Here is a 21,347-nt window from a genome sequence, read left to right as displayed (position 1 = left end):
GCGATCTCACAAAAATTTACGCGCTCAGCGTAGAATGATGACGCCGCCGGGGAGCGTGGTCATCGTCGCGCCGGCGGCCTCGGCGAGCGATTCGACGATGAGGGCCGGTCGATCCAGCCGATAATTTCCCGAAACGGCGATTTGCTCGAGGCCGCGACGCAAGACGAAGATCCGTCCCGGATAATAGCGGCGGATATCGTCGAGCACTCTTGCGAGCGGCTGGTCGTGGAAGCTGATCCGACCCTCGAGCCAGGCCAGCGACCGCGCCGTGTCGACGTGCGTCACCGGCGACACGGCCCCGTCCGTCACCGCGACGGTTTCGCCGGGCGCGAGCACGGCATGGTCGCGCGGCTGCGCGCGCCGCGCCACATCCACGGAGCCCCGGCCGAGCACGACGTCGTCTTCCTCCGCATCGAGCTTGACCGAGAAAGCGGTGCCCTTCACCACGACCTGTCCGAAGCGTCCAACCACCTCGAACGAGCGGCCGCGATCGGGCAGCACGTCGAAATAGGCCTCGCCGCGCAGCAGGCTGACCCGCCGCCGCCCCTCGGCGAAATCCAGCGCGACGGCGGTTCCGGTGTTGAGGGTCATCGATGAGCCGTCGGGAAGCGCGATCCGCTTCTGCTCGCCGGCGACGGTGAGATGATCGGCGCGCAGCCGCAGCAGGAGTTCCGGGACCTGCGCCAGAGCGAGTATCGCCAGGACCGCCGCCGTCGTCGCCTTCCGGGCCCGGGCGCGCCGCCGTGAGGCTCGCCGAGGCGCGACGAAGCCGGTCGCCGCCGCGACATTGCGGGCGGCGAGAAGCAGTTCCGGCGCGCCCCAGGCCGCGACGACTTTCGAGAAAGCTTCGCCGCGGCGTGGATCGCCCTCCAGCCAGTCACGAAACGCCCGCGCCGTCCGCGCATCTCCTGGCGCGGCCTGCAACCGGACGAACCAGTCCAGCGCCTCGGCCATCGAGGGATCGTCGATCGTCTCCGCAGCGCTCGGCTCGGGACCAGGATTTTGCGTCATTCGGCTCGCCGGCGTCTCGCTCGAGGGAAGGGCGGGGAGAAGCGATGCCCCATCAATTCCTATGACGTCGCACGGGGACCATTCTCACAAAAATTCCCGTCGCGCGGAAGCCGAGTGGTGGCGTGGATGTCGCCGCGGCGCCGGCCACGTTCAGTCGCGTTCCAGCCGCGCCATGACGCTCATGCAATGCGCCATCGCCATTCGCACGTCGTTATAGACGGTGTTCGCGGACACCCCGAGATGCTCGGCGATGAGCGGATAGGTCCAGCCCTCGATGCGGCTCAGCAGCAGCGCCGTGCGGGCGCGCGCGGGCAGGCGCAGCAGCGCTTCCTCGAACAGCCGAAGCTGCTGCTGATCGATGAGCGTCTTCTCCGGGGATGGCGCGTCGCAGGGCACGCAGAGCACGGCCTGCGGATCGGCGACCGGACATTCGACGCCGGCGCGTTTGCGGAGCCGCAGCGCGTGATCGAAGGCGATATGGCGCGCGGTCTGGAACAGATAGGCCTTGGGATTGTCGACGGCGGCGCGCGGCGCGCTCGATAGCAGGCGAAGAAAGGTCTCCTGCGTGGCGTCGGCGGCGTCCGCCCAGTTTCGGAGGCGTTGCAGGAAAAAGCGATGAAGCCGCCTCTCCTCCGAACGCTGCAGATCACGCACCAACACCCCGAGCATTTCGGGATCTCCTGACAGCCCCGGGGCGCTTCGCCTCGTTGGCGAGCTCGCCTGCCCCGCCATCTCGTCGACCGGAGGCGTTCGCCTCGGGCAAAGCTTAGCGTGGCGGAAAAACCGATACAATTTGATTAGTTTGAATAGTTTCTAAGCTTTCGTGCGGGGCGCGGCGGCGCGGCGCAGACGGTCGGCGATCGCCTCGCCGAGGCCATGGGCGGGAATGGGCGCCACGGCGATGTGATCGGCGCCGCGGGCGTCGAGCTCGCGCAAATGGCCGAAGAGATTGGCCGCCGCCTCCTCGAGATCGCCCTTCGGCGAGAGATCGACAATCATCGCGGCCGCATCGGCGCGCGCGCGGAGCGCGCCCGCGAAATCGAGCCCGGCCTCGCCCTCGCGCAGCGCGCTCGCGTCGAGCCGCAGGCGCGCTCGGGGCGCATAATGCGAGGCGGTCATGCCCGGCGCGACCACCGCGGCGGCGGCGCCGGTCGTTTCGAGCGGCCGGCCCAGCAAGGCTTCCAGCGTTTCGCGCGCGAGAGCGCCCGGCCGCAGCAGGCGCGGCGTCTCGCCGACGAAGGAGAGAATCGTGGATTCGACCCCGCGCTCGGCGCGGCCGCCGTCGAGCACGAGATCGACGGCGCCGTCCAAATCCTCGATGACATGGGCGGCCGTCACCGGGCTCACATGGCCGGAGCGATTGGCGGAGGGCGCCGCGATCGGCCGGCCGGCGGCGCGAATGAGCGCGAGAGCGACCGGCGCCTCCGGAACCCGCAAGGCGACGCTGGCGAGGCCGGCGCAGGCGAGATCGCAGACCGAGCCCGCAGCCACGCGCGGCGCGACGAGGGTGAGCGGGCCGGGCCACAGCGTCTCTGCGAGGCGGATCGCCGCTTTCGGCAGCGCCGCCTCGGCGAGCGCGGCGTCGAGATCGGCGACATGGGCGATGAGCGGATTGAAGCTCGGCCGACCCTTGGCGCGGTAGATGCGCGCGACGGCCGCCGGCGAGGTCGCGTCGGCGCCGAGCCCATAGACGGTTTCGGTCGGAAAGGCGACGAGGCCGCCGTCACGCAGCAGGCGCGCCGCCCGCTCGATCGCGGCGGCGTCGGCCGGCGCGAGCGCGGTCATCCGGCGCGGCCGTCATAGGGCGGCGTCGGGATCGCCATGTGAGCGGCCCGCAGCGCGCGCGACCAGCTGTCGCGCAGATCCCGAAAATAAGCATCGCCGCCGTCGACGCGCGTCGATATGTCGGCGCGCAGCGCATCGCGGCGCAGAAGCGCGATATCGATCGGCAGGCCGACCGAGAGATTGGAGCGGATCGTCGAATCCATCGAGATGAGTCCGATCTTCAGCGCGTCCAGCACATCTGTGTCATAGCCGACCGCCCGGTCGAGGATCGGCTTGCCATATTTGTGCTCGCCGATCTGCAGATAGGGCGTGTCCTGCGTGCATTCGATGAAATTGCCGGCGGTGTAGATCATGAAGAGCCGCAGCGCGCCGCCGGCGATCTGGCCGCCGAACAGCAGCGACACGTCGAAGCTGACGCCCGCCGCCTCGCCGCTCTCGCCGGCGATGGCGTGCGAGCGGCGCACGGCGCGGCCGACGAGCTGCGCGGCCTGCAGCATGCCGGGCGCCTTCATCAGCGTCTCGACCTCATGGGTGTCGGGATTTTCCAGCCCTTCCACGAGGAGATTGACCGCGCCCTGCGAGACCGAGAGATTGCCGGCGGTGGCGAGCATCATCACCCGCTCGCCGGGCCGCTCGAAAATGTGCAGCTTGCGAAAGGTGGAGATATTGTCGAGCCCGGCGTTGGTGCGCGTGTCGGCGATCATCACGAGGCCGTCGCGAACGAGAATTCCGCAACAATAGGTCATCGCCGCTCCGGAACTGCGCGCCGGAACCGCCCGGCATGACGCGTCAATCTAGCGCATAGCCGCGGCGCGCGCCGCTGGCAATCGCGCCGAGGAATAGATTTCGCGCCGGCGCGGTTGCAGAGACGATGGTTTTCGCTATAGGAGCAGGACTCCCCGGAGCGCCGGACGGCGGCGGGGCCGGTAGCTCAATGGTTAGAGCCGGCCGCTCATAACGGTCTGGTTGCAGGTTCGAGTCCTGCCCGGCCCACCAGGAAATTCAAGGGAGCAGGGGAGGCTGTCGCAGCGTTCGTTACGACGGGCCACCGTTTGGACCACCGAAACGCTCAACGTCGCCCGATCGCCAGCGCCGCTTCATCCTGATAGTCGGGCGCGAGATGGCCGTAGTGATTGATGATCATCTGCTCGCTCGTCCCGAGGAAGTCGGCGACCTTGCGGGTCGGCAGTCCTTTCGCGACGAGCCATGACGCAGCCGAATGGCGCAGCGTGTAGGCGGTCACGCCTGATTCCAGCTCGGCGAGCTGCACGGCGCGCGCCAGGGCGACCTTGACGCTCGCGACGGGAGCGCCGTTGAACGTCACCACATGGCCTCGCTGTTGGTCCATTCGACGCCAACGCGCAAGATGTGCAGCGAGGCGCGGCGCCAGCTTCACGCTCGGCTGCCTCTTATTGGTCTCGACCTTACCGTCGGCGTGCCGTAAGCATTCGCCGTGGGCCGCAGGACCGTCGCGTCAGCGCTCTCGAGGCAACTTCATCTCTTTGTGGATTTTGATGAGTTCGACGAGGTTTTCGATGCCGAAGTCGGTGAATGCCAGGATCTCGAGGTCGCCGAGGCCATAGACCCAGATCACGCCATCCTCGGGCTCCATTTCATTGGCGACGTCATGGAGGAAGTCGACGCTTTCGCTGAGCTGCGCAGCGATACGATCGATGGTCGTGACGTGAGAGACCTTGTTGACGTGCATGGTCAGGCCGCCAGCGCCGGCGCAGCTTTATCCTTCTGGCGCCAGTTCCACGGCAGCAATTCATCGAGCCGATGCGCCGGATGCGCGGCGATGCGCGCGAGGACGTCGGCGAGCCAGGCCTGCGGATCGACGCCGTTCATCTTCGCTGTGACGATGAGCCCATACATAGCGGCGGCGCGCTCGCCTCCACGGTCAGACCCGCAGAACTGCCATGATTTTCGTCCCAGAGCAATTCCCCGCAGTCCACGCTCGGCTGCATTGTTCGAGACGCAAACGCGCCCGTCGTCGAGGAACAGCGTGAAGGCCGGCCATCGCTTCAGCATATATTGCATCGCTTTGGCAAGATCATGTCCACGCGAGAGCTTGGCGACCTGTTCGCGCATATAGCTCTCGAGCGCGTCGACGAGAGGTCGGCTCGACGCTCGGCGAACGGCGAGGCGTTCTTGCGCGCTCTTGCCGTTGATCGACCTCTCGATCTCGAACAGCGCATCGATGCGGCGCACGATCTCTATCGCGATCGGCGACAAAGGAATCTCCTTTTTCCCCGCCGCCTTGCGACGGACGTTCGCATCGATGTCGGCCATGACGAAGAACGGGCGCCGCGCGTGCGCCCAACACGCCGCTTCGAGAATCGGACCAGGCTTGCGCTCCGCTGCATACAGCTTGTTGTAGCCGTCATAGGCGTCCGCTTGCAGAATGCCGGAGTAGTTCGCCAAATGGGTCTGCGGATGTTCGCCTTTGCGATCACGCGAGTAATAGAAAATCGCAGCGGGCGGTCCGGCGCCGTCGAAGGGCGCATCGTCGCGCACATAGACCCAGCAGCGGCCGGTGTCGGTTTTGCCCTTCGCCAGCACGGGCACGATCGTATCGTCGCCATGCAGGCGCTCGGCAGAGAGAACATGCTCTTCTATGAGAAGGCGCAGTGGCTCGAGCGCGGCGCAAATGGAGCCGATCGCATCGGCCATGGTCGACAAAGCGATCGGCGCGCCTTCGAGCGCATAACGATCCGCCTGACGGTTCAGCGGCTGATGCTGGCCGAACTTCTCGAAAGCGATCATCGCCAAAAGGCTCGGCCCCGCCCAGCCGCGCGGAACGACATGGAATGGCGCCGGCGGCTGCGTGATCTTCTCGCAGTCCCGGCAGGAGAACTTTTCCCGCACGGTCTCGATCACTTTCCACTGACGCGGCGTCGTCTCCAATGTCTGCGTCACATCCTCGCCGAGCTTGCGCAGGCGCTGGCCGCCACAGCAGGCGCAGCTCGTCGGCGCCTCGATCACGACGCGCTCGCGCGGCAGGTGTTCCGGGAAGGTGTTGCGCTCCGGCCGTTTGCGCGCGAAGCCGGCGACCGCCGTCGTCTTCGCGACCGCCTGTTCCGCGGCGATCTCGTCTTCCGTCGCGCTCGCTTCCAGCTCTTCGAACATGAGCGCCAATTGCTCGAGAAGACGCGCCGACCGCTCCGATTTCTGCCCGTATATCTGGCGCTCCAGCTTGGCGATCTGAAGCTTCTGCGCGGCGATCAGCGCCATGTCTTCCGACGCCTTCGCGCGCGCGACGGCGAGCTCGGCTCTCAGCGCGGCGTTTTCGTCCAACAGGGCTTTGCCGATGGCGTCCATATAGCGAGTGAATCACAAATCTTTCGATTTGTGGCGCCCCAAAATGCGTCCGACCCCAGCTTTTTCGCTCATCCCGCGCTTGCTGGACGCCATGTCGATTGCGGATTTCGCCAATCAATTCCCTCGAGCATATAGGCCATCTGGGCGGCCGAAATCGACACCGCGCCCGCGCTCGCCGAGGGCCAGATGAACTTTCCACGGTCGAGCCGCTTGGCGTATAACGACAGGCCGAGCCCGTCGTGCCAGAGGATTTTTGCGAGATCGCCGCGGCGCCCGCGGAAAATGTAGAGGTCACCGGCGTGAGGATCGCGTTGCAACTGCTCTTGAACCTGAAGCGCCAGGCCCTGCATGCCGCGTCGCATATCCGTATGGCCGGTGGCGATCCAGACCCGGCAACCCGCAGGCAAGGGAATCATGAGCGCAGCGCCTTCAAGGTCGCAGCGATCACGGAAGACGGCGCCGTGGCGCTGATCTTCACACGCACGTCGTTCAGCTCGACTTCGACGACGCCGGCCGCGGATTCTTGCAGCGGCTGTTCCTGTGACGTCGCCACTCGCGGAGCGGGCTCGATGATCACCGGCGAAAATCCGCACACAGCGGCGCTCGCCTCCCGCTGCGCCGCGCGCCGCCATTTGTAGACGAGGCTCGTGCAAACATCCTCGCGCCGCGCCACATCGGCGACCACCGCGCCCGGCTCGGCGATCGCCGCCAATATCCGCGTCCGGTCTTCGTTTCTCCATCGGCGCCGTCGTTCGCCGCCCGTGATCAATGTCATCCGACCCATGCTGTGCAGCTTGCCTCGCTCATAAAGCCGACTTAGCTGCGCAGCTTCGCTCTATTCCATCGATTTTGAAAAGGCGGCCCACGGCGTAGGGATACGGCGTGCCGATGGAAAATCCCGTTCTCGATGTCGATCCAGGATCTGGCCGGTCCGCGCTCCCAAGACGCAGTCAGAATCGCCCCCGGGCGCGAGCCCGTGTAGAGGCCGAGGATGAGGAACCGACAAAGGTGCCGCAGAGGGCGCTTGTCGGTCTGCGCGCCTTCCTGAACCTCGCGAGTGCGCCAGCAAATCCACAAGAGCCGCGCAGCTTCGTCTCGCGTCAACCAGCGCTGTCGCGCCTTGCCTCGTTCAGGGAGAACCACACGCACAACGCCGCGGTGATATCCTTCTTTCGCATGATGATTGATTGCAGAGCGCAGATCTTCGAGGTCGCGCTTCGCTCCTCCACCCTTGCCACGATTGCCGCCGGGGCGTTCGTCGCATCCCTTGCCGTATCGGTCCGCAGCATATTCACGACAGAGCGCGCCGGTGATCTCGTCGAGCCGCCTATGTCCGAAAAAATCCAAGAGCCGATCGCACCGCTCGGCAGTCTTCTGCGGACGGGCATGGCCTGGCGCGACGTCATCCAGATAGATTTTGATCACATCTGCAATGCGAATCTCAGACAGACCGCGCTCTCGCCTTGCCGGCGCGTATTTCGAGGCGATGTAGCACGCGAGTCGCCTTTCAGCTTCCTCGCGCTCTCCCGCGCCGCATCCAGTGCCAATTTGTCTGCCTGCGTCCTTGATGAACCATCTTGCGGCCTTGACGATGGCTCCAGAGCCATCTCTACGGGCCGGTCGCAACCATAGATGGGCTCCTTTGCTGGGACGCGGCACAGATCGAACATCCTTTCTATTTCGGCAATCGAAGTCCAGTCCTTCCCGGCGACTCGCCATATGACGAGCAAACCTTGCTTCGCCTGTTTGCGGAGAGTCGCGGGGCTGATGTTGTAGCGGGCAGCTGCTTCACGTAATCGAAGCCGCGCGTTGATATCGATAGTGTGGGGGAGCTGTGTCATCTAAGCGTTTATAGCGACGAGAGCACGCGATGCACAAAATTCGTCGAACGATGTTTCGGCTTCGTCGACCAACCCGATGCGACAAACGGCAAAATTTTTTTGGAATTTCGCGGCTGTCCGCACCGCCTTCGCTATAACGCGCTTGTGAGCGGTTCGGCGTCCAGCCCCCGCGCTATTTTCCTCGCGCCATGGAGATTTCGAGCTTGGATGAACCCGTCGGTCCAACCCTTCGCCACATTCTTCGCAGTCCTCCATCGAAGATGCGCACTGACGTCGCCGAATGGCTGAACCAATGGCGCTTCGATCGATTCATCACCCTCGCCACGAACGACCCTGTGACGTTCGATGGCCCGCATCGCGGACCCGCTCTCATACGAGATCGACTTCGCGCATGGGACGCCCGCATCAATAGGAAGCTAATTGGACCGAAATGGAGACAGCGCCGCGAAGACCGCATTCGAGGCTTCTACTTTTTGGAGAAACCCGTCAGCAATCCCCATTGGCACGGGCTCGTCCAATTCTTCCCGCCTTGGCCGGAATGCCGAGAAGAATACGAGCTCCAATTTGATCTCTGTTCTCCGGAGATCTGGAAGCAGCTCGTTCCGACTGGAACCGTAGATATACAAAAGATCGTTTGCCAGCGTAGAGTGATAGAATATGCTGTAAAAAGCTTAGATAATAATATATCATATAGTAATTTCGTTATCCCTGACGAATTCTAAAAAATAGGGGCCGGGGATTGACTTGGTTTGCCGCTTGCGACGCTCGGGCGACCCTCTTCTCGGAAATTTGCAAAACCACTGCGGCGTTAGTAGGCTGCAATGGTGTCCTATTGCGGTCAATAGGTGTTGAGAATGCAACACTGAGTTAGACAAAAACGCGATACCTGACACTGACTTTAGAATGCACTGCATGAGCGGACGTGATAGAGCGTGCCACTACCTACATATAGAGATTGCAACGAACATAGGTAAACGGAAATCACAATACGCTTAACACGCCGGTTTTTGTAAATATACTAATATAGTATTAATTTGAAATGACGAAGCTTAACAACTAGCATATGGTTAAAAATCCATTTATTTCGTGCATATGTTAAGCAAGTTATCGATTTTAAGTTAAGACGGCACCGAAAATGTGTAGACGCCTACACCCGTCATTCGGCCAATGTCATCTAGCGACTCATGATAACTTAAGAGAAAGCTCCGGGTCAGGACGGGCTTGCCGAACAAATATCCAAATATACAGTGCCGCATAAATGATCTGGCATATTGGAATAGCAGCGCTGTCTGATTATTTCATTTCGGAGTAGCCTCGGATATCGTCTCGATAGGAAAATACTACCCAAATAGCATATGTGTCGGCTGCCTTTCACGTCCAATCTCTCACACCCCGGCTACGCAGCGCCTGTGCCATCAAACGCCACGGTTCCAGGGTCGCCCCGAGACGAACACCACGCACCGGCCACCGCCCAATATCAACGGGCATGACGGTCAGCTCGCCGGCGCTGGCGCCCATGATGCGATCGTCTCATCCACCTTGGATTTGACCATCTTCCTCGCCACGTCTCGGTTCATTCCGCTCGCGAGCAGACCTTCATATTCCGTGAGCGTATGCCGGACGTAGCAATCCATCGTGATGCCGACGGCTTTTCCGATGTTCGCTTCGATCCAGGCTCGACCGGCAACCCGAGCCACAATGGCGCCTCGATGCTTCGACGGACAATTTGGATGGTGTAACCGCATGTGCTTCAGCACCTGCGGTATTTTGAACCGGGACCTATCAGTCGAGCGCAAGTTAGTAGAGTCGGCCATTTTTCACCGCAAAAATGGGCATTTTTCGCAGGGCGAATAATTCATAAATAGCACATAACATCTAAAATCAACATATATTTTTATATGTTTAAAGAGTGTTATGTTTTGCTATTATCTCCGCTATCGTATGTTAAGTCAGTAATGACTTATATTTGATAATAAGTATATTTTCTGTATATGAATTTGTGTGCGGTATATTTCAGCTTCTGTTCTAAATAGAGGCGCGTCTTCCATCGGTGCTTGGAAGGTGTTCGAAAACAAACTGATATGTTCGCCTCACTTTTTCGTCCCATATTTTCCTGTCATAAGCCAGCTCTTGCCGGATCGTCTCTCAGACATCTGCTTTTTCCGCCTCGCACAGTCGCCAGTCGATTATGAGCTCTTCTCGCTCGAGCTTGGCGAGCAGTGAGCGGGCGATCTTCACGTTCATCTCCTCGGCCTTCGTCGGTCTCGGCTCGGACGGGTGAGGATGTCGAAGACTGCCAGTTCCTCTTCGGTCGGCCCCTCTTGGAGGTGACGCCGCTCTTCCTCGTTCAACGCCCGGGCGAACGCCATGAGCTCCTCGAACAGAGGCATCAGATAAGCGACGCCCCGCGCCTTGAAAGCGTCCTGTGTTGGCGCGGCGAGGCGGGCTGCTGGGCCGCGACTTCAGCTGCTTCTCTGCCTCGGCGAAGCACCCGTCGGCATAGCGCAGGAACAAGAGGTCGAGCACCGGGCGGGAATATTCGGAAGGCTTCAAGCCAGAATTCGCCCGCAGCTGGTCGGCCACCGACCGCAGCCGCCTCTCCGTCTCCGCATCGTCCGAAGCCATATGGCCCCCGCAACTCGCTCGCGGCCATCTTGCCCGTGTCCAGCCGGAAAGCAATATGGTCGAAGAGGCAAGTCTGGCCGAGCCGAAGCGTCCGCTCCTCGACCTGCTGGTGAGGTTATCGAAAGCCCAAAAAGGCGCGCCGGAGGCATGGCGACATAAGGGTTTTTGTAGCCGGCTGGAGCAACTGCGCAAGCGAAGTCCTAGAAAAATCATAAAATATCCTGGGGGATGCAGCCTGGGACCAGCGCGGCGCGCTCGGCAATCCCTATCACCATCCCGTTCGTCACGAGATCGCATCTCCCTCCGCACGATGGAAGGCTTTGATAGTTTGACCGTCGCTTTTTAACGAGCACGGCTAGGCTACTCCGGCTCAAGCATTTGCCCGGCGATCAGAATGAAGTCAAGAACGCTGTAGGGCGTTCGTAGAGACGATCGTAGTGCTTGCGCTACCATGCTAGTGCTTCGGTAAAATAAACGAATGAGCAACGCTTATAGGCCCAGTAAACGACATGCCCACATTGGGGCCCCGCCAAGAAACGCGGTAGGGTGAAGACCTCAGCCTCTTTCGCGGCGGAGTCCCTGACTCCTACTAGCCGCGAACGCCGTAGAGGCTCGTCTTCGCAAGTGACGCCGAAACTCACATAGCCGGGAGCAGAGGGGGGTGCGTTCCGTAATTGCAAGTCGATAATAAGATATATATCTATTCTATTTAATAGAACTATATACTATCGAGTTGCAATAACGGAACGCATCCCCCTCGCGGCTCCCAAAAATCCCGGTTCATGCCCGGATGAGGCCTCGGAGAAGAATCTGGTTTGCCACGCGATGAAAAACACAAACGCAGCCGCGAGCCGGTAGAGCGATGAATAGTCGCGGCGCTACCTCCCCAGCCCGGGAGAAAAAATAACGCACATGTGACGCTTATTCGTGCAGCAAACAGCTATCCGGGGTCAAGGAAGCCTGTAGGTTTTGGGAGTTCAGTAGAGCGACAAGGAAACCGGGTAGATTCCGAGCGCGAGCCTCCACCGAATACGACGATCACGCTCCAGAAGTAAGGGGGACGGCCCGAATTTGATAGAGCTGGCAATCTCGGACGCATCCCCTCGGCCTTCAAACTTCGAAGTCGGCGAGCAGAGCATCGATCCGGTCTTGGTCCACACTGCGAGCACGAGCGATCGCTCGGTGTGGAACCTCCGCCACCCCTCGGTCGATCACAGACGGCTGCCAAGGTCCATCCGGTCCTTCCAGCTTTCCGATCAATGTCAGCCGATTGAGAGCCCATACGCGTGTCTGGCCGACCCGATTGGCCAGGAATACGGCGCCGACGCGACTCGAAGGTTTGGCGCGCTGCGCATGAATATATTGCACCCACACGCTAATGATCTCTTTTTTACGACCACGGAGCGCCCGTCCTCGTGGATGCTGGCTCGCGGTGAATTCGCAGAGCGACTGATATCGGTTAATAATCTCTTCACGCGTGATGCGCACTGTATCGAACCGTCGTCGGCTTTCGTGTAAACGACGGCTATGGAGGAGCGACCAAGCTCGCGAACGCGCTTCCCCTCTCAATCTGCCATCGAGATTGGAATCAACCAATCCGCGTTCAATGGCGATGGCGGTCAGCTCGGCTTCGATTTCCGGAGTTGTCGACGTCCTTCTCCTCGCGGGCATTCGCACGCTTTCTTTGTGGCGCAAGTTAGAATGGTGAAGCCGATCCTTGGTGAACCATATCGCAGCTAAAACGTCCATGGAGCCACTCCCCGTCAGTTGAGCAACTGAGGTTATAGCGGGCCGACAGGCTGGCGCGTTTTCGCGCTGGGGCAGCCGCAGGATAACCTTGCCCTCGCCATGGCTGCGACCCGCTCTTGCTGACGAGGCGCATCAATGGTCCCGCATCCTCCTCACAAAGCCAACGAGGGAGCCTGGTTAGATCAAATATACTCTTGAACAAGCTTCGCGATTGTGATCTAATATTCAAGCCTTACGCGCAGCGCCAAAGCCAACAGCCAAAGCACCGCCGGTGACAATCGGCTCGGTATCAATCGTCGGGCAAAGACGGCAGGGTTGATATCTAAATCGCGCTACTGTGGGATGCTCCAAAGCGCTCGGATAGTCCTTAAGTTGAAGATCGACGGAGCCGGGGTGGCGAATAACCTCGTAAAGCAGTCAACAGGCACATGGCTTCCGCTGGCGCATGTGTGAGGGGCGTAGCGAAACTTTAATAGCCGAGGGTTTTCTTCTACGAGAGTCCTTGTTTTTCCTCGGTGAAGTTTTGTTCGTTACGTAATCTCTCTCCGGTAAGCCGGACGGAACTCCCAGACCAAGTTTTAAAGCGCTTCGGCGTTTTTTTAAAACCTTGGCCTGGGAGTTTCGTTCGTCCGGAGGGTTTATATTTATAAGTTTTCTTACTTAAACGCCGCGGCGACAAAAAGAGCCGCCGCGGCGGTTTTTGTTTTTTCCAATTTTCCGCGGGATTTAATTGACCACAAACTCTACCGGCTCCGACATAGCGTTTGACGAAGCAGGACGCGCTCGCACCTCTGCGGCCTTTCGGGGCCTTAAATGGAATTCAAATAGCTCGGACGGATCATTAAATTTTACCCGTTTTGCGATAGCCGTCCGGGAAACTCGCGCGTTCGGTGAAAGTAGACCTGTGTCATGGACTCTACTCTGCCGGGCCACGCCACGGAAAATGCAATTTTGTCGATCTACGCATTACCAAACAGCCACCCGTGCTTGTTTGATCACGGCCTCCCCCAGCTCTCCTCCATAGCGCGTCACTCCGAACCGTTGACAAATAAGCCGCCTCCGAAATGTCGGTCGCGGCCGATCAAAATTGGTCCTGGAACGGCTCGAGAAAATCGCAGAAGCGCGGTTCCCGCCAGTCCCCCGCGACCGCCGCCGACCTCGACGATCGATATCTCGGGCCTCGGCAGGCCGTTACGTGCTCGTTCGCTGCCGAGATCCTCGGCGAACGCCAGGCGCGCGTCGCCACGCTTCTGGTGTCGCAGAACCCTATAGCGGGTGGCGCTCAGCCACTCTCGCGACGGCGCGAACACGGGGTCGACACGAGGATCGACGGACGCCGGCGACAGACGCAGCAATCCGGCGACGCCGGCCCGTAATTCGATGAATCCGCTCATGGCGCTTTCGAGCCGTCGCCAGTTCTCGGTCTCTCCCGACCGCCGATTTCGCCGCTCGAGCAAATGGGGCGCGAGGATCAACAAGCGACGGCGAGCCTCGTCGAAAACGCAGGCAATATGCTGATGAGCGCCTGAGCGAGCGGGATTCCCATCCTCTTCGTGGCCCGTGAAAAAAAGGGGCAGCTCCTTTTCACTCGGCAAACGGGGCGTTCGCGCCATTATGGCGCGACGTAGAGCGCGGGCGACGTCGATAGGGTCGGCACTCGCCGAGAGACCGCCGTCGATCGAGAACGCGAGCACGCCGTCCGAATGGGCTGCCTCGGGCGCCATGAGGCCGAGGCCGAGCCAGCGGCCGTCGCCGATGACGAGCGGCCCAAAAACCGGAGCAGCGAAAGTAATCTCGACATGCCATAATTGCGCCGGCTCGAATCGCGCGCCCGCGAAATTCTCGGCGCGTGCGCCATTGGCGTCGAAAGGCTCGCGCTGAACTCGAATGGCGAGAGCCGTCTCATGGACGCCTTCATGGCGAAGCGCATCCCGCACGGCGTGCGCCGCCGCCGCTTCCGCCTCCGAGCGAGCGAAGCCGCCGCCTCGTCCCCATCTTCGGCCGACGGGTAGAGCGGCCGGCGTCACGCTGCGCCAAACCGACGCCGCCTTCTCTCCTTCGGCCGCGTAGCGCCTGAGCATAGTGCGGTCCGAAGCAGGAACGAGCGACCAGCTCATCCCCTTGTCCGGGGCGCCTTTCGCTTCGTCTCTTCCCGAGAAAGCCCACTCGATGTCGTCGACGGGCAAGGGACAATTCGCGGGAACGGCGACCAGGACCCGGCGAATGGCGCGGTCGGCATGAACGAAACCGACCGAGGGAAGCGGAATGATCCTGATGCGGCTCGTCTTGTCGGCATCGGTCGCGCCACGGCCGACGAAGACGGGCTCGACGAGCGCGGCCCGCGGCGGCGGAAGCGCGCGGCACAGCCGAGCGGCCGCGGCGTCGCGAAGCGTGACGACGAGAGTCGCGGTCTTGGTGAGCGGCTGCGGCGCGAAGAGCGGATCGCTCTTCTCCACCTCGATGCGGCGGATGTCATAGAGCAGAAGCCGCGCCGGGCTGTCATAGCCGATGATACGAATAAGTGGCTTGGGTGGTTGCGCGAAGACGCGACCTCCCGCGCTTCTTTTGCCGGCGCCGACAGCATCGAGAAAACGATGGCGGAAGGCCTCATGGCGGAGCATGAGGCTGTCGAGGGAGCCATTGGTCGGGCAGGCGAGAGGCAGCGCGCCGCGCGTCGGGGCTGGATAATGCGCGCGCCCTTCGAGATCGAGGCGATGCGTCGCTTCATCGTCCAAGATCACAGCCTGCGCATGCGCCATGTCGACGCCGCGGCCGAGCTGATAGAGCCGCTCCGCGATCGAGCCGATCTGCGCGGCGAGAGCGTGCGCAGGGTTCTCATCGAAGGCCCAGAGATAATGCAGCGGCGCGTCGGCGTCGAAGTAGCGCGGCTTGATCGTCTTGCCGACTCGCAGCTCGCCGACGCGCGTCGGATCGCCGTCGACCGCGTCGAGATCATTATTGGGCACGAAATTGACGAAGCCCGCGCCCTCGCGCGCCGGCGGCGCGAAGATGACCGGCGGAGCGAGAGCTTCGAGCCATCGCAGAGCGCGAATATCGTCCTCATGGAGCCGCGCGCCGCGCGCGGCTCCGGCGACGAGCGCCTGAAACAGCCGCGCGGGGGAGGGCGGCCATTCCGGCCGGCCGTGATAGCGCCCCTCGACGAAGCGCACGGTCACGAGAAGAGCGGGCATGGGCGCGGCCTCAGGCGGTCTCGGTTTCCTTCTCGGCCTTTTTGGCTTTTTTATCCGCCTTCTTGGCGTCTTCCTTAGCGCGCCCCTTGTCGAACGAGACGATGCGCGGCGATGCGACGCCGAAGGCTTTCGCCGCGTCGCTGGCGTAAGCGAGCGCCGCATCGCCGGCGAGATCGATCTCGACGCGCGCGCCATTGCGATCGATTCGCCTCCACCGCGCCGGCGCGTCGATGTCCGGAACGAGCAGGCAACCTTGACGAAGGAAGAGATCGAGCGGCGCCGTGGCGGCGACGAGCGAAAGGCCGAGAATATAGCGGCGCAGGGCTTCGCCGTTTTCGCCCTGCAAGCGTCGCAAGGCGACGAGATTGACAGTCACGTCGCGGCGGATCGGCCCGCGCGCGATGACGCCGCCGGGCGCTTGCCCTGCGGGAACATGAACGAAGCCGCGCTTGGCGAGCGGGCTCTTGGGATCGCCCTCCTGCTTGGCCTTTTCCTCCTCGCCGAACACGTCGAGCGTGGAGTAGTCGACCGCGGGATTATATTGCGCCGAGCGGCGCAGCACATCGACGTCGAAGGCGCGGATCGTCGATTGCACGATACGCGGCAGCTTCGCCTGCGTGTCGCGCGAGTCCCATACGCCGAACACGAGCGAGGTCGGCGAAAGCCGCGCAATGGCCGAGGAATCATTCGCGTCATGGAACAGCTCGAAGGCGTCATGCGCGCTCTTGCGGAGATCGAAGCCGTCCGCTGCGCCGATGCAGCGCACGATGGCGTCGCCGAGCCTGTGGCCCGCCTCGAGGATGGAGATCGATTTCTCATTGCCATAGGCGATGTCGATCTGCGGCACGAGATGGACGTAATCCGGCTGCTTGAAGATCGGCTCGATGCGATTCGCCTGCGCGCCGACGCTGTCGATGGCGGCGACCTTGGTCCCATCGCCGAGCGTGTCGATATTGTAGCCGATCTCCGCATAGGTCGGCGGGAAGATCGGCGCATCCGCGCCTTCGACGGGAAGCAGCTTCTGCTCGAGATGCAGGGCCACCGGCCCCTTCGGATCATTCGCCCAGGAGTCGAGAATGCGCGAATCCAGAACCGTCATTGTGGCGTCTCCTCGACGTGGGTAATGCAGCGAGCTTGATTTTCCTGCCCCGGCCAGCCGAGGCGCATCAGAAAGCTTCGCCGCCGGAACGGAAGCTCGGCGCCGCCGAGCGCGGCGCGCAGAAGCATGGCGTCGACGCGGTGAGGCGGATCGTCGAGCGTCATGACGCCATAGCGATAAGTCAGCTTGTCGATCCGCTGCGGCCGCGCGTGAGTGAGACCGATCGCCGCGAGCAGTTCGACGAGCGGATAGCCGACCATCTTAACATCGGTGTGATCATTGGGCGAGAAGCCCGCGTCGAGCGGGATATAGTCGCGCCGCCAGTCCAGCCGAAAGCTGCTCGACTGCGGCGCGGCGGCGGCGAAAGGGTCGGCGAGGTCGATCGTCATGCCGCTCTGAACGAGCCCGAGCGCGTCGCGCGCGAGAGCGGCGCCCGGATAGCCGCCAGCGCCGGCCCAGAATTTCACATTGTCGCGCCGCGTCGCATCGCCCCAATAATCGATAATAATCCCCCTTTCGCCGTCGCCGAGCAGCGCGGGAAGGGTCGCCGGGCTGTTGGGGTCGGAAAAGGGAAAGGCCTCGCCGCGGCGAAGGCGCAAAGTCTCGACGTCCCACTTCTCCGTCGAGTTCCGCGAGCCCTCGGGGGCGAGCGCGTGCGCTTGCGCTCGTGAGAGAAAACCCACGACCTCGGCGAACGCATTCTCCGCGCCCTTCGCGCGCAGCAGAAAGCGCGCCGGGCCGTCGCGCCAGACGAAGCCGCCTTCGGCCTCGCCGAGCAGGGTTTCGGCCGCCTCGAGAAAGCCGAGGCAGGCGAAGACCTGGCCGGGATTGAACAGATCGACGGGAATTTCAGCGGGCGCTCGCATCGCCGCCTCCCGCTTCGTTCTCTCGAGAGGCCTTCTGATCCGCCGCGCGCAACAGCGCCTCCCACCAGGCGAGGCCCCAGGGACCCCAGCGCTTTTGCAGCCGCGCGAAGCGCAGCGCCACGCGGCGCGCGCGCTCCTCGAGAACGGAGGGCGGCCCGTCGTCGCAGCCGCGCGTCTCTATGACCGGCCGCGCGCGGCCGTGATGCGCGGCGACGAGATGCAGCACGAGATCGCGATGCTCTTCCGACAGGAGGCGAATCGTTTCGTCGGTCTCGGCGCGGCCCAGAGAGCCGAACTCATGGCGATAGCCGTCGAGAGTGGGCTGATGGATCGGGCCGCGCGTCTTCGCGAGCTCGGAGTCGAGCCCGAAGTCACGGCGATCACGCGCCGCGTTGAACGCGCGCTGCCAGCGGTCGGCGCGCTTCCCTTCATCGTGCAACCTACCCGCGAGGGAGAGGGCCTCGCTATAATGCGGCGGCAGAGCGAGCGCCGCGGCGATGGCGTGCGCCGTCGTCTCGACGCAGGCCTGATGAACATCGAGCGTCTGCGGAGTCGTGCGAATAGAGCGCGCATCCTCGCCGCCGCCGCCGCCGAGAGGTTCGACGACGAGAGACTCGCGCGCCTCGCCATCGCCGTCGACCATTTTCGGAAAGCGATAGTCGCGCGGGCGCGTCGTCGCGCCGTCGTCGTCGCCGGTCTGCGCCCGCACGCGAAAGCCGATGATTTCACTCCATTCGGAATCGTCGTCGGCGCAGATGATCGGCGTATCCGCATCCTTGCCGAGCGCGCCGAAGTCGGACAAGCCGCGCAACCGCGCATCGAGCACGAGCGTGTGGCCGATAATGTCGCGCTCCAGCGCCTCCATCTGTCTCTTGTCGCGCGGCTTCGCCAGCTCGGACAGCGAATAGGCGGTGAAGCCGTCGCGCCCGCCGAGCGCGAAGCAGACGATATCGTTGTCGGCGGGAAGATCGTCGTCGTCCTTTCGCCGCACATTCTGAGTCGCCGTCGCGCGAGCCCGCAGCCAGTCGAGAACGCGCCGCGTTTCCGCCTCGAGCAATTCGCTCGCATGGGGCGGCGCGACCTCGAAAAACTTGTCGACCTCCGCCGCATATCGGCGCGGATCGCGCGGCTTGTCCTCGCCCACGGCGCGTCGCACGGGAAGCCATCGCCGCCACAGCAGCGTCGTCTGCGGCTCCTCCTCCTCGATCCAGCCGCGCAACCAGGGCGCGATCTCGGGCCGGCCCTCATGCGTCTCGAGCGAGGTGAGCGACCAAGCGTCGACGAGCGCACGGGTGAGCGCCGGGCGCAATGGCTCGGGGGTCGTCGCCTTCGTCACGCGGTCGGTCGATTGTCGCGCCAGCACGCGCAAGGCGCCGGGAGATGCGTCGAAGCCGTCGCCGAGCTTCGGCAGATATTCGAGCGCTTCTCGCGCGCGAAAAGGAAGCCGCGCGCGCTCCTCCTCCGCCGTCGGCTCCTTCGGGTTCTTCGGCGCGGGCTCGTCGGCGTGGCAGAAGACGAGGACCTCCGACGACGCGCGCTCGCCGCGGCGATTGACGCGGCCGAGGCGTTGCGCCATGCGCTCGAAGGCGACGAGGTCCGAGATCATGTGATCGGCGTCGAGATCGACGCCGACCTCGCCGGCCGATGTGGCGACGAGCACGGCGGGCTTCGTCTCGCCGCGCGCGCCGATGAAGCCGAGCTCGGTCAGACGCTTTTCCGTCGCCTCACGCTCGCGCATGCGGCGACCGCCGGTAAGCGTCTCGATCTCGGGGGCGGCAGCCTCAGCTTTCTTCGCGAGCTTGCCCAGCGCCTCGCGAACGCCGTCGGCGCTCGGCTCGCCCTTCTTCTTCTCGCGCCGATCGCAGAAAACGACGACGCGCGCGGGCTCTTTGGTCGCGAGATCGAACGCCGCCTGCGCGAGCTGCCCGTCCGGATCGGCCGCGAGCTCGCGGAAGACGAGGCGCTTGGCCGCCCTCAGGCGCTTTTGCACAGCTTTGTCCTCCCGCTCGTCCTCGAGCGTGAAGGGCGCGCGATCGAGGCGCCGAGCATCGGCGCGCAGCGTCGCCGACAGCGGCAGCAGGACGAGGCGGCGGACGAGCCTCGCGTCGTCCTCGTCTTTCGGCCAGAGGGCGGCGTCCGTCTCTATGGCGCGCAGCAGATGCGCGAAGGGCGGAACGAGATGCGCCTCGTCGAGCAGCACCAGCGTATCGACGCCGAGAAAGCCGGCATGATAAGGCCGCATCTTGCGCGAGACGCCATAGCCCTCGAACAACAGCCGCGAGCCGATCATGTCGACGGTGCCGACGACGATCGCCGGCGCGGTGGGATCGTCGAGCCAGGCGCGATTGTCGGCGAATTGTCCGCGCAACGTGGAGATGGGGAGACGCCCGTTCCCGAGCCGTAGGCCTTCGCGCAAGGCGGCGGCCTCGTCGCTCGCGAGATTGTCGCGCAGCTTCTCGGCCTCGCGCGTCGCCTGATCGACGACGGCCCGTCGGTCGACGACATAGACGAGCCGCCGCGGCAATGGCGCGCCATGCGCCCGCGCGATCAGCCACAGTGCCATCACCGAGGTCTTGCCGAGCCCCGTCGGCACATCGACGGCGCTGGGGGTTTTGCCGTGGGCGAAGAAATCGTCGTAGAGCCGCCTCTGCCAAGAGAAGGGCGAATGGCCGGTCAGAGTGTGGAAATTAGCCTCGAAGGACATGAGAAACCCGGACGGCTGCAATGACCGCGAGAAAGCGCGCACATTCGAGCGCGACAAATGGCCGAGGTCAAGGAGGGCGCGCTGATGATTCACAGGCGAGCGGCCTGCGCATGAGCGCAAGCCGCCGAAAGTTCTACGCGAGCCTCACCGGCAATTGTCCAGGGCGAGCAGATTGTTCCTCCAAACCCCGTCGGCCCGAGTCTGGATGAATTTTCGTTTCGACACGCCTTCGCGCACCTCGACGTAGACTCGCTTGCCGCCCTCATCGACATAGTAGCGGCGCAGACGACTCTCGATATGCGCGATTACCGTTTCGACCGGCTCACGCCATCGACCTCCGACACTGTTCGGCCCACCGACCTGGGTAATGTGCTCATGCGTGCTTTCGCGGTGAGGCTTGATGACGCAATCGATCCTGAATTCTTGCATGATTTTTCCTTTCAAGTTCAATGGCCTTGCCGAAAAATCACGCCGTGATAGTATGCAAGCGTGCTTACCAAGCATCTATCCCGGCGGGCCCTGCGGCCACAGTCGGGCTAACGGCGCCATGTTCCCGCATGGCGCCGTTTTTCTTTTCGACGGAGCCAAGCTACAGGAGTCGAATCGACTTGTCTACGACGTTCATTGAGACGAACAGCGGTATGTCGCTCATTCCACCCATTAGATCCATTGACCCTATTACGTTGATGCCTCACATAAAATGTGGCCGGGCATCTCCCGGGCGCACGCCCGGGCCTCATTGAAGCGTCTCAATGAAAGTCGTAACGTGACACGCTAATGCAAATTGCCCGGTGTGCCTCTCGCATCTTAGGGTGCGAGAGGCACCAGCATTTTTCTCGTCTGAGGCCCTGAGGTATGTCTGCGCTCACCATCGACACCCTCGCCGTCGCGCAAGCTCTGCGCAAGCGGGGCTTCACGGAAGATCAAGCTACCGGCGTCGTGGAAGCTATGGTGAGCATCGACGCCGGCGCGCTCGCCACCAAAGCGGACGTGCGCGATCTCGAGGTCAAGATGGAAAAGATCGAGACGCGGCTCGAGGGAAGAATCGACTCCAGCGCCGCCAACCTCAAGGTCGACATCCTCCGCTGGCTCGTCGTCACGCAGATCGCCCTCGGCGGCTTCCTCTTCGCGGCGATGAAGCTCACGCGCTGACGC

General features: G+C 62.8%; 18 protein-coding genes, 1 tRNA gene and 1 pseudogene. 3 read left to right on the top strand and 17 right to left on the bottom strand.

The window, feature by feature from the left end:
• Positions 1-24: 24 nt before the first annotated feature.
• The 4 genes from CQW49_RS05895 to CQW49_RS05880 all read right to left on the bottom strand — a co-directional run bounded on the left by CQW49_RS05895 (position 25) and on the right by CQW49_RS05880 (position 3,542).
• Positions 25-1,011 carry a FecR family protein gene (locus tag CQW49_RS05895; RefSeq protein WP_003614614.1) on the bottom strand — a complete coding sequence of 329 codons (987 nt, stop codon included), beginning with the start codon at positions 1,009-1,011 and terminating at the stop codon, positions 25-27.
• Positions 1,012-1,161: 150 nt separating this feature from the next.
• The gene (locus tag CQW49_RS05890; protein ID WP_003614615.1) at positions 1,162-1,680 is read right to left on the bottom strand and encodes an RNA polymerase sigma factor; all 519 of its coding nucleotides are present in this window, start codon (positions 1,678-1,680) and stop codon (positions 1,162-1,164) included.
• Between the two features lie 144 nt (positions 1,681-1,824).
• Positions 1,825-2,796, bottom strand: coding sequence for an L-threonylcarbamoyladenylate synthase (locus CQW49_RS05885; protein WP_003614616.1), 972 nt, complete (start codon positions 2,794-2,796; stop codon positions 1,825-1,827).
• A complete protein-coding gene (locus CQW49_RS05880) occupies positions 2,793-3,542 on the bottom strand; it encodes a proteasome-type protease (RefSeq protein WP_003614617.1) in 750 nt (249 codons plus the stop codon). The genes CQW49_RS05885 and CQW49_RS05880 overlap by 4 nt, the downstream gene beginning before the upstream one ends.
• Before the next feature lie 174 nt (positions 3,543-3,716).
• Here CQW49_RS05880 and CQW49_RS05875 point away from each other — a divergent pair.
• Positions 3,717-3,792: transfer RNA gene (locus tag CQW49_RS05875), tRNA-Ile, on the top strand.
• A gap of 73 nt (positions 3,793-3,865) precedes the next feature.
• Here CQW49_RS05875 and CQW49_RS05870 read toward each other — a convergent pair.
• The 5 genes from CQW49_RS05870 to tnpA all read right to left on the bottom strand — a co-directional run bounded on the left by CQW49_RS05870 (position 3,866) and on the right by tnpA (position 6,892).
• Positions 3,866-4,144, bottom strand: a complete 279-nt coding sequence (locus tag CQW49_RS05870; protein ID WP_024749952.1) for a tyrosine-type recombinase/integrase — start codon at positions 4,142-4,144, stop codon at positions 3,866-3,868.
• A gap of 126 nt (positions 4,145-4,270) precedes the next feature.
• Positions 4,271-4,504 carry a hypothetical protein gene (locus tag CQW49_RS05865; RefSeq protein ID WP_003616132.1) on the bottom strand — a complete coding sequence of 78 codons (234 nt, stop codon included), beginning with the start codon at positions 4,502-4,504 and terminating at the stop codon, positions 4,271-4,273.
• A 2-nt stretch (positions 4,505-4,506) separates the two neighbouring features.
• Positions 4,507-6,117 carry an IS66 family transposase gene (gene tnpC, locus CQW49_RS05860; RefSeq protein WP_003616133.1) on the bottom strand — a complete coding sequence of 537 codons (1,611 nt, stop codon included), beginning with the start codon at positions 6,115-6,117 and terminating at the stop codon, positions 4,507-4,509.
• 68 nt (positions 6,118-6,185) lie between these two features.
• On the bottom strand, positions 6,186-6,533 hold the full coding sequence (gene tnpB, locus CQW49_RS05855) for an IS66 family insertion sequence element accessory protein TnpB (protein WP_024749862.1): 348 nt from the start codon (positions 6,531-6,533) through the stop codon (positions 6,186-6,188).
• A complete protein-coding gene (tnpA, locus tag CQW49_RS05850) occupies positions 6,530-6,892 on the bottom strand; it encodes an IS66-like element accessory protein TnpA (RefSeq protein WP_051418692.1) in 363 nt (120 codons plus the stop codon). Before tnpA ends, tnpB begins: the two co-directional genes overlap by 4 nt.
• 233 nt (positions 6,893-7,125) lie before the next feature.
• Between tnpA and CQW49_RS24405 the strand changes: the two genes are divergently transcribed.
• Positions 7,126-7,749: a hypothetical protein gene (locus CQW49_RS24405; protein ID WP_155931308.1), complete on the top strand. Its 624-nt coding sequence runs from the start codon at positions 7,126-7,128 to the stop codon at positions 7,747-7,749.
• A gap of 1,702 nt (positions 7,750-9,451) precedes the next feature.
• Here CQW49_RS24405 and CQW49_RS26285 read toward each other — a convergent pair.
• From CQW49_RS26285 to CQW49_RS05805, 8 genes and pseudogenes are all read right to left on the bottom strand, one after another.
• Positions 9,452-9,703, bottom strand: a complete 252-nt coding sequence (locus CQW49_RS26285) for a DUF2293 domain-containing protein (protein WP_420845619.1) — start codon at positions 9,701-9,703, stop codon at positions 9,452-9,454.
• Between the two features lie 775 nt (positions 9,704-10,478).
• Positions 10,479-10,583: pseudogene (locus CQW49_RS25450) on the bottom strand (hypothetical protein); the annotation flags it as partial.
• A gap of 1,110 nt (positions 10,584-11,693) precedes the next feature.
• Positions 11,694-12,332, bottom strand: a complete 639-nt coding sequence (locus CQW49_RS24400; protein ID WP_003608655.1) for a hypothetical protein — start codon at positions 12,330-12,332, stop codon at positions 11,694-11,696.
• Between the two features lie 1,028 nt (positions 12,333-13,360).
• Positions 13,361-15,523 (bottom strand): type I-G CRISPR-associated protein Csb2, encoded by a 2,163-nt coding sequence (gene csb2 / locus CQW49_RS05825; RefSeq protein ID WP_003608657.1) that lies wholly within the window; start codon positions 15,521-15,523, stop codon positions 13,361-13,363.
• A 10-nt stretch (positions 15,524-15,533) separates the two neighbouring features.
• Positions 15,534-16,622, bottom strand: coding sequence for a type I-G CRISPR-associated RAMP protein Csb1/Cas7g (cas7g, locus tag CQW49_RS05820; RefSeq protein ID WP_003608660.1), 1,089 nt, complete (start codon positions 16,620-16,622; stop codon positions 15,534-15,536).
• Positions 16,619-17,488: a type I-G CRISPR-associated protein Cas8g2 gene (gene cas8g2 / locus CQW49_RS05815; protein WP_003608662.1), complete on the bottom strand. Its 870-nt coding sequence runs from the start codon at positions 17,486-17,488 to the stop codon at positions 16,619-16,621. Before cas8g2 ends, cas7g begins: the two co-directional genes overlap by 4 nt.
• Entirely contained in the window at positions 17,472-20,192 is a 2,721-nt protein-coding gene (cas3g, locus tag CQW49_RS05810) for a type I-G CRISPR-associated helicase/endonuclease Cas3g (protein WP_155931309.1), read from the bottom strand. The genes cas8g2 and cas3g overlap by 17 nt, the downstream gene beginning before the upstream one ends.
• 144 nt (positions 20,193-20,336) lie before the next feature.
• Positions 20,337-20,621 (bottom strand): DUF3892 domain-containing protein, encoded by a 285-nt coding sequence (locus CQW49_RS05805; protein WP_003608666.1) that lies wholly within the window; start codon positions 20,619-20,621, stop codon positions 20,337-20,339.
• Positions 20,622-21,047: 426 nt separating this feature from the next.
• Here CQW49_RS05805 and CQW49_RS05800 point away from each other — a divergent pair, with 426 nt between their 5' ends.
• A complete protein-coding gene (locus tag CQW49_RS05800) occupies positions 21,048-21,344 on the top strand; it encodes a hypothetical protein (protein ID WP_003608668.1) in 297 nt (98 codons plus the stop codon).
• Positions 21,345-21,347 lie beyond the last annotated feature (3 nt).

The sequence above is a fragment of the Methylosinus trichosporium OB3b genome, from assembly GCF_002752655.1.
Taxonomy (GTDB): domain Bacteria; phylum Pseudomonadota; class Alphaproteobacteria; order Rhizobiales; family Beijerinckiaceae; genus Methylosinus; species Methylosinus trichosporium.
Note: the sequence above shows the minus strand (reverse complement) of the source record. Positions and strands in the feature narration are given on the sequence as shown.

What these genes read in the sequence shown, in the direction of transcription:
- cas7g (WP_003608660.1), bottom strand. Translation starts at nt 16,622, where the DNA reads ATGACGGTTCTGGATTCGCGCATTCTCGACTCCTGGGCGAATGATCCG.
- CQW49_RS05800 (WP_003608668.1), top strand. Translation starts at nt 21,048, where the DNA reads ATGTCTGCGCTCACCATCGACACCCTCGCCGTCGCGCAAGCTCTGCGC.
- csb2 (WP_003608657.1), bottom strand. Translation starts at nt 15,523, where the DNA reads ATGCCCGCTCTTCTCGTGACCGTGCGCTTCGTCGAGGGGCGCTATCAC.
- CQW49_RS05885 (WP_003614616.1), bottom strand. Translation starts at nt 2,796, where the DNA reads ATGACCGCGCTCGCGCCGGCCGACGCCGCCGCGATCGAGCGGGCGGCG.
- cas3g (WP_155931309.1), bottom strand. Translation starts at nt 20,192, where the DNA reads ATGTCCTTCGAGGCTAATTTCCACACTCTGACCGGCCATTCGCCCTTC.
- tnpC (WP_003616133.1), bottom strand. Translation starts at nt 6,117, where the DNA reads ATGGACGCCATCGGCAAAGCCCTGTTGGACGAAAACGCCGCGCTGAGA.
- cas8g2 (WP_003608662.1), bottom strand. Translation starts at nt 17,488, where the DNA reads ATGCGAGCGCCCGCTGAAATTCCCGTCGATCTGTTCAATCCCGGCCAG.
- CQW49_RS05880 (WP_003614617.1), bottom strand. Translation starts at nt 3,542, where the DNA reads ATGACCTATTGTTGCGGAATTCTCGTTCGCGACGGCCTCGTGATGATC.
- CQW49_RS24400 (WP_003608655.1), bottom strand. Translation starts at nt 12,332, where the DNA reads ATGGACGTTTTAGCTGCGATATGGTTCACCAAGGATCGGCTTCACCAT.
- CQW49_RS05890 (WP_003614615.1), bottom strand. Translation starts at nt 1,680, where the DNA reads ATGCTCGGGGTGTTGGTGCGTGATCTGCAGCGTTCGGAGGAGAGGCGG.
- tnpA (WP_051418692.1), bottom strand. Translation starts at nt 6,892, where the DNA reads ATGACATTGATCACGGGCGGCGAACGACGGCGCCGATGGAGAAACGAA.
- CQW49_RS05865 (WP_003616132.1), bottom strand. Translation starts at nt 4,504, where the DNA reads ATGCACGTCAACAAGGTCTCTCACGTCACGACCATCGATCGTATCGCT.
- CQW49_RS26285 (WP_420845619.1), bottom strand. Translation starts at nt 9,703, where the DNA reads ATGCGGTTACACCATCCAAATTGTCCGTCGAAGCATCGAGGCGCCATT.
- CQW49_RS05870 (WP_024749952.1), bottom strand. Translation starts at nt 4,144, where the DNA reads ATGGACCAACAGCGAGGCCATGTGGTGACGTTCAACGGCGCTCCCGTC.
- tnpB (WP_024749862.1), bottom strand. Translation starts at nt 6,533, where the DNA reads ATGATTCCCTTGCCTGCGGGTTGCCGGGTCTGGATCGCCACCGGCCAT.
- CQW49_RS05805 (WP_003608666.1), bottom strand. Translation starts at nt 20,621, where the DNA reads ATGCAAGAATTCAGGATCGATTGCGTCATCAAGCCTCACCGCGAAAGC.
- CQW49_RS05895 (WP_003614614.1), bottom strand. Translation starts at nt 1,011, where the DNA reads ATGACGCAAAATCCTGGTCCCGAGCCGAGCGCTGCGGAGACGATCGAC.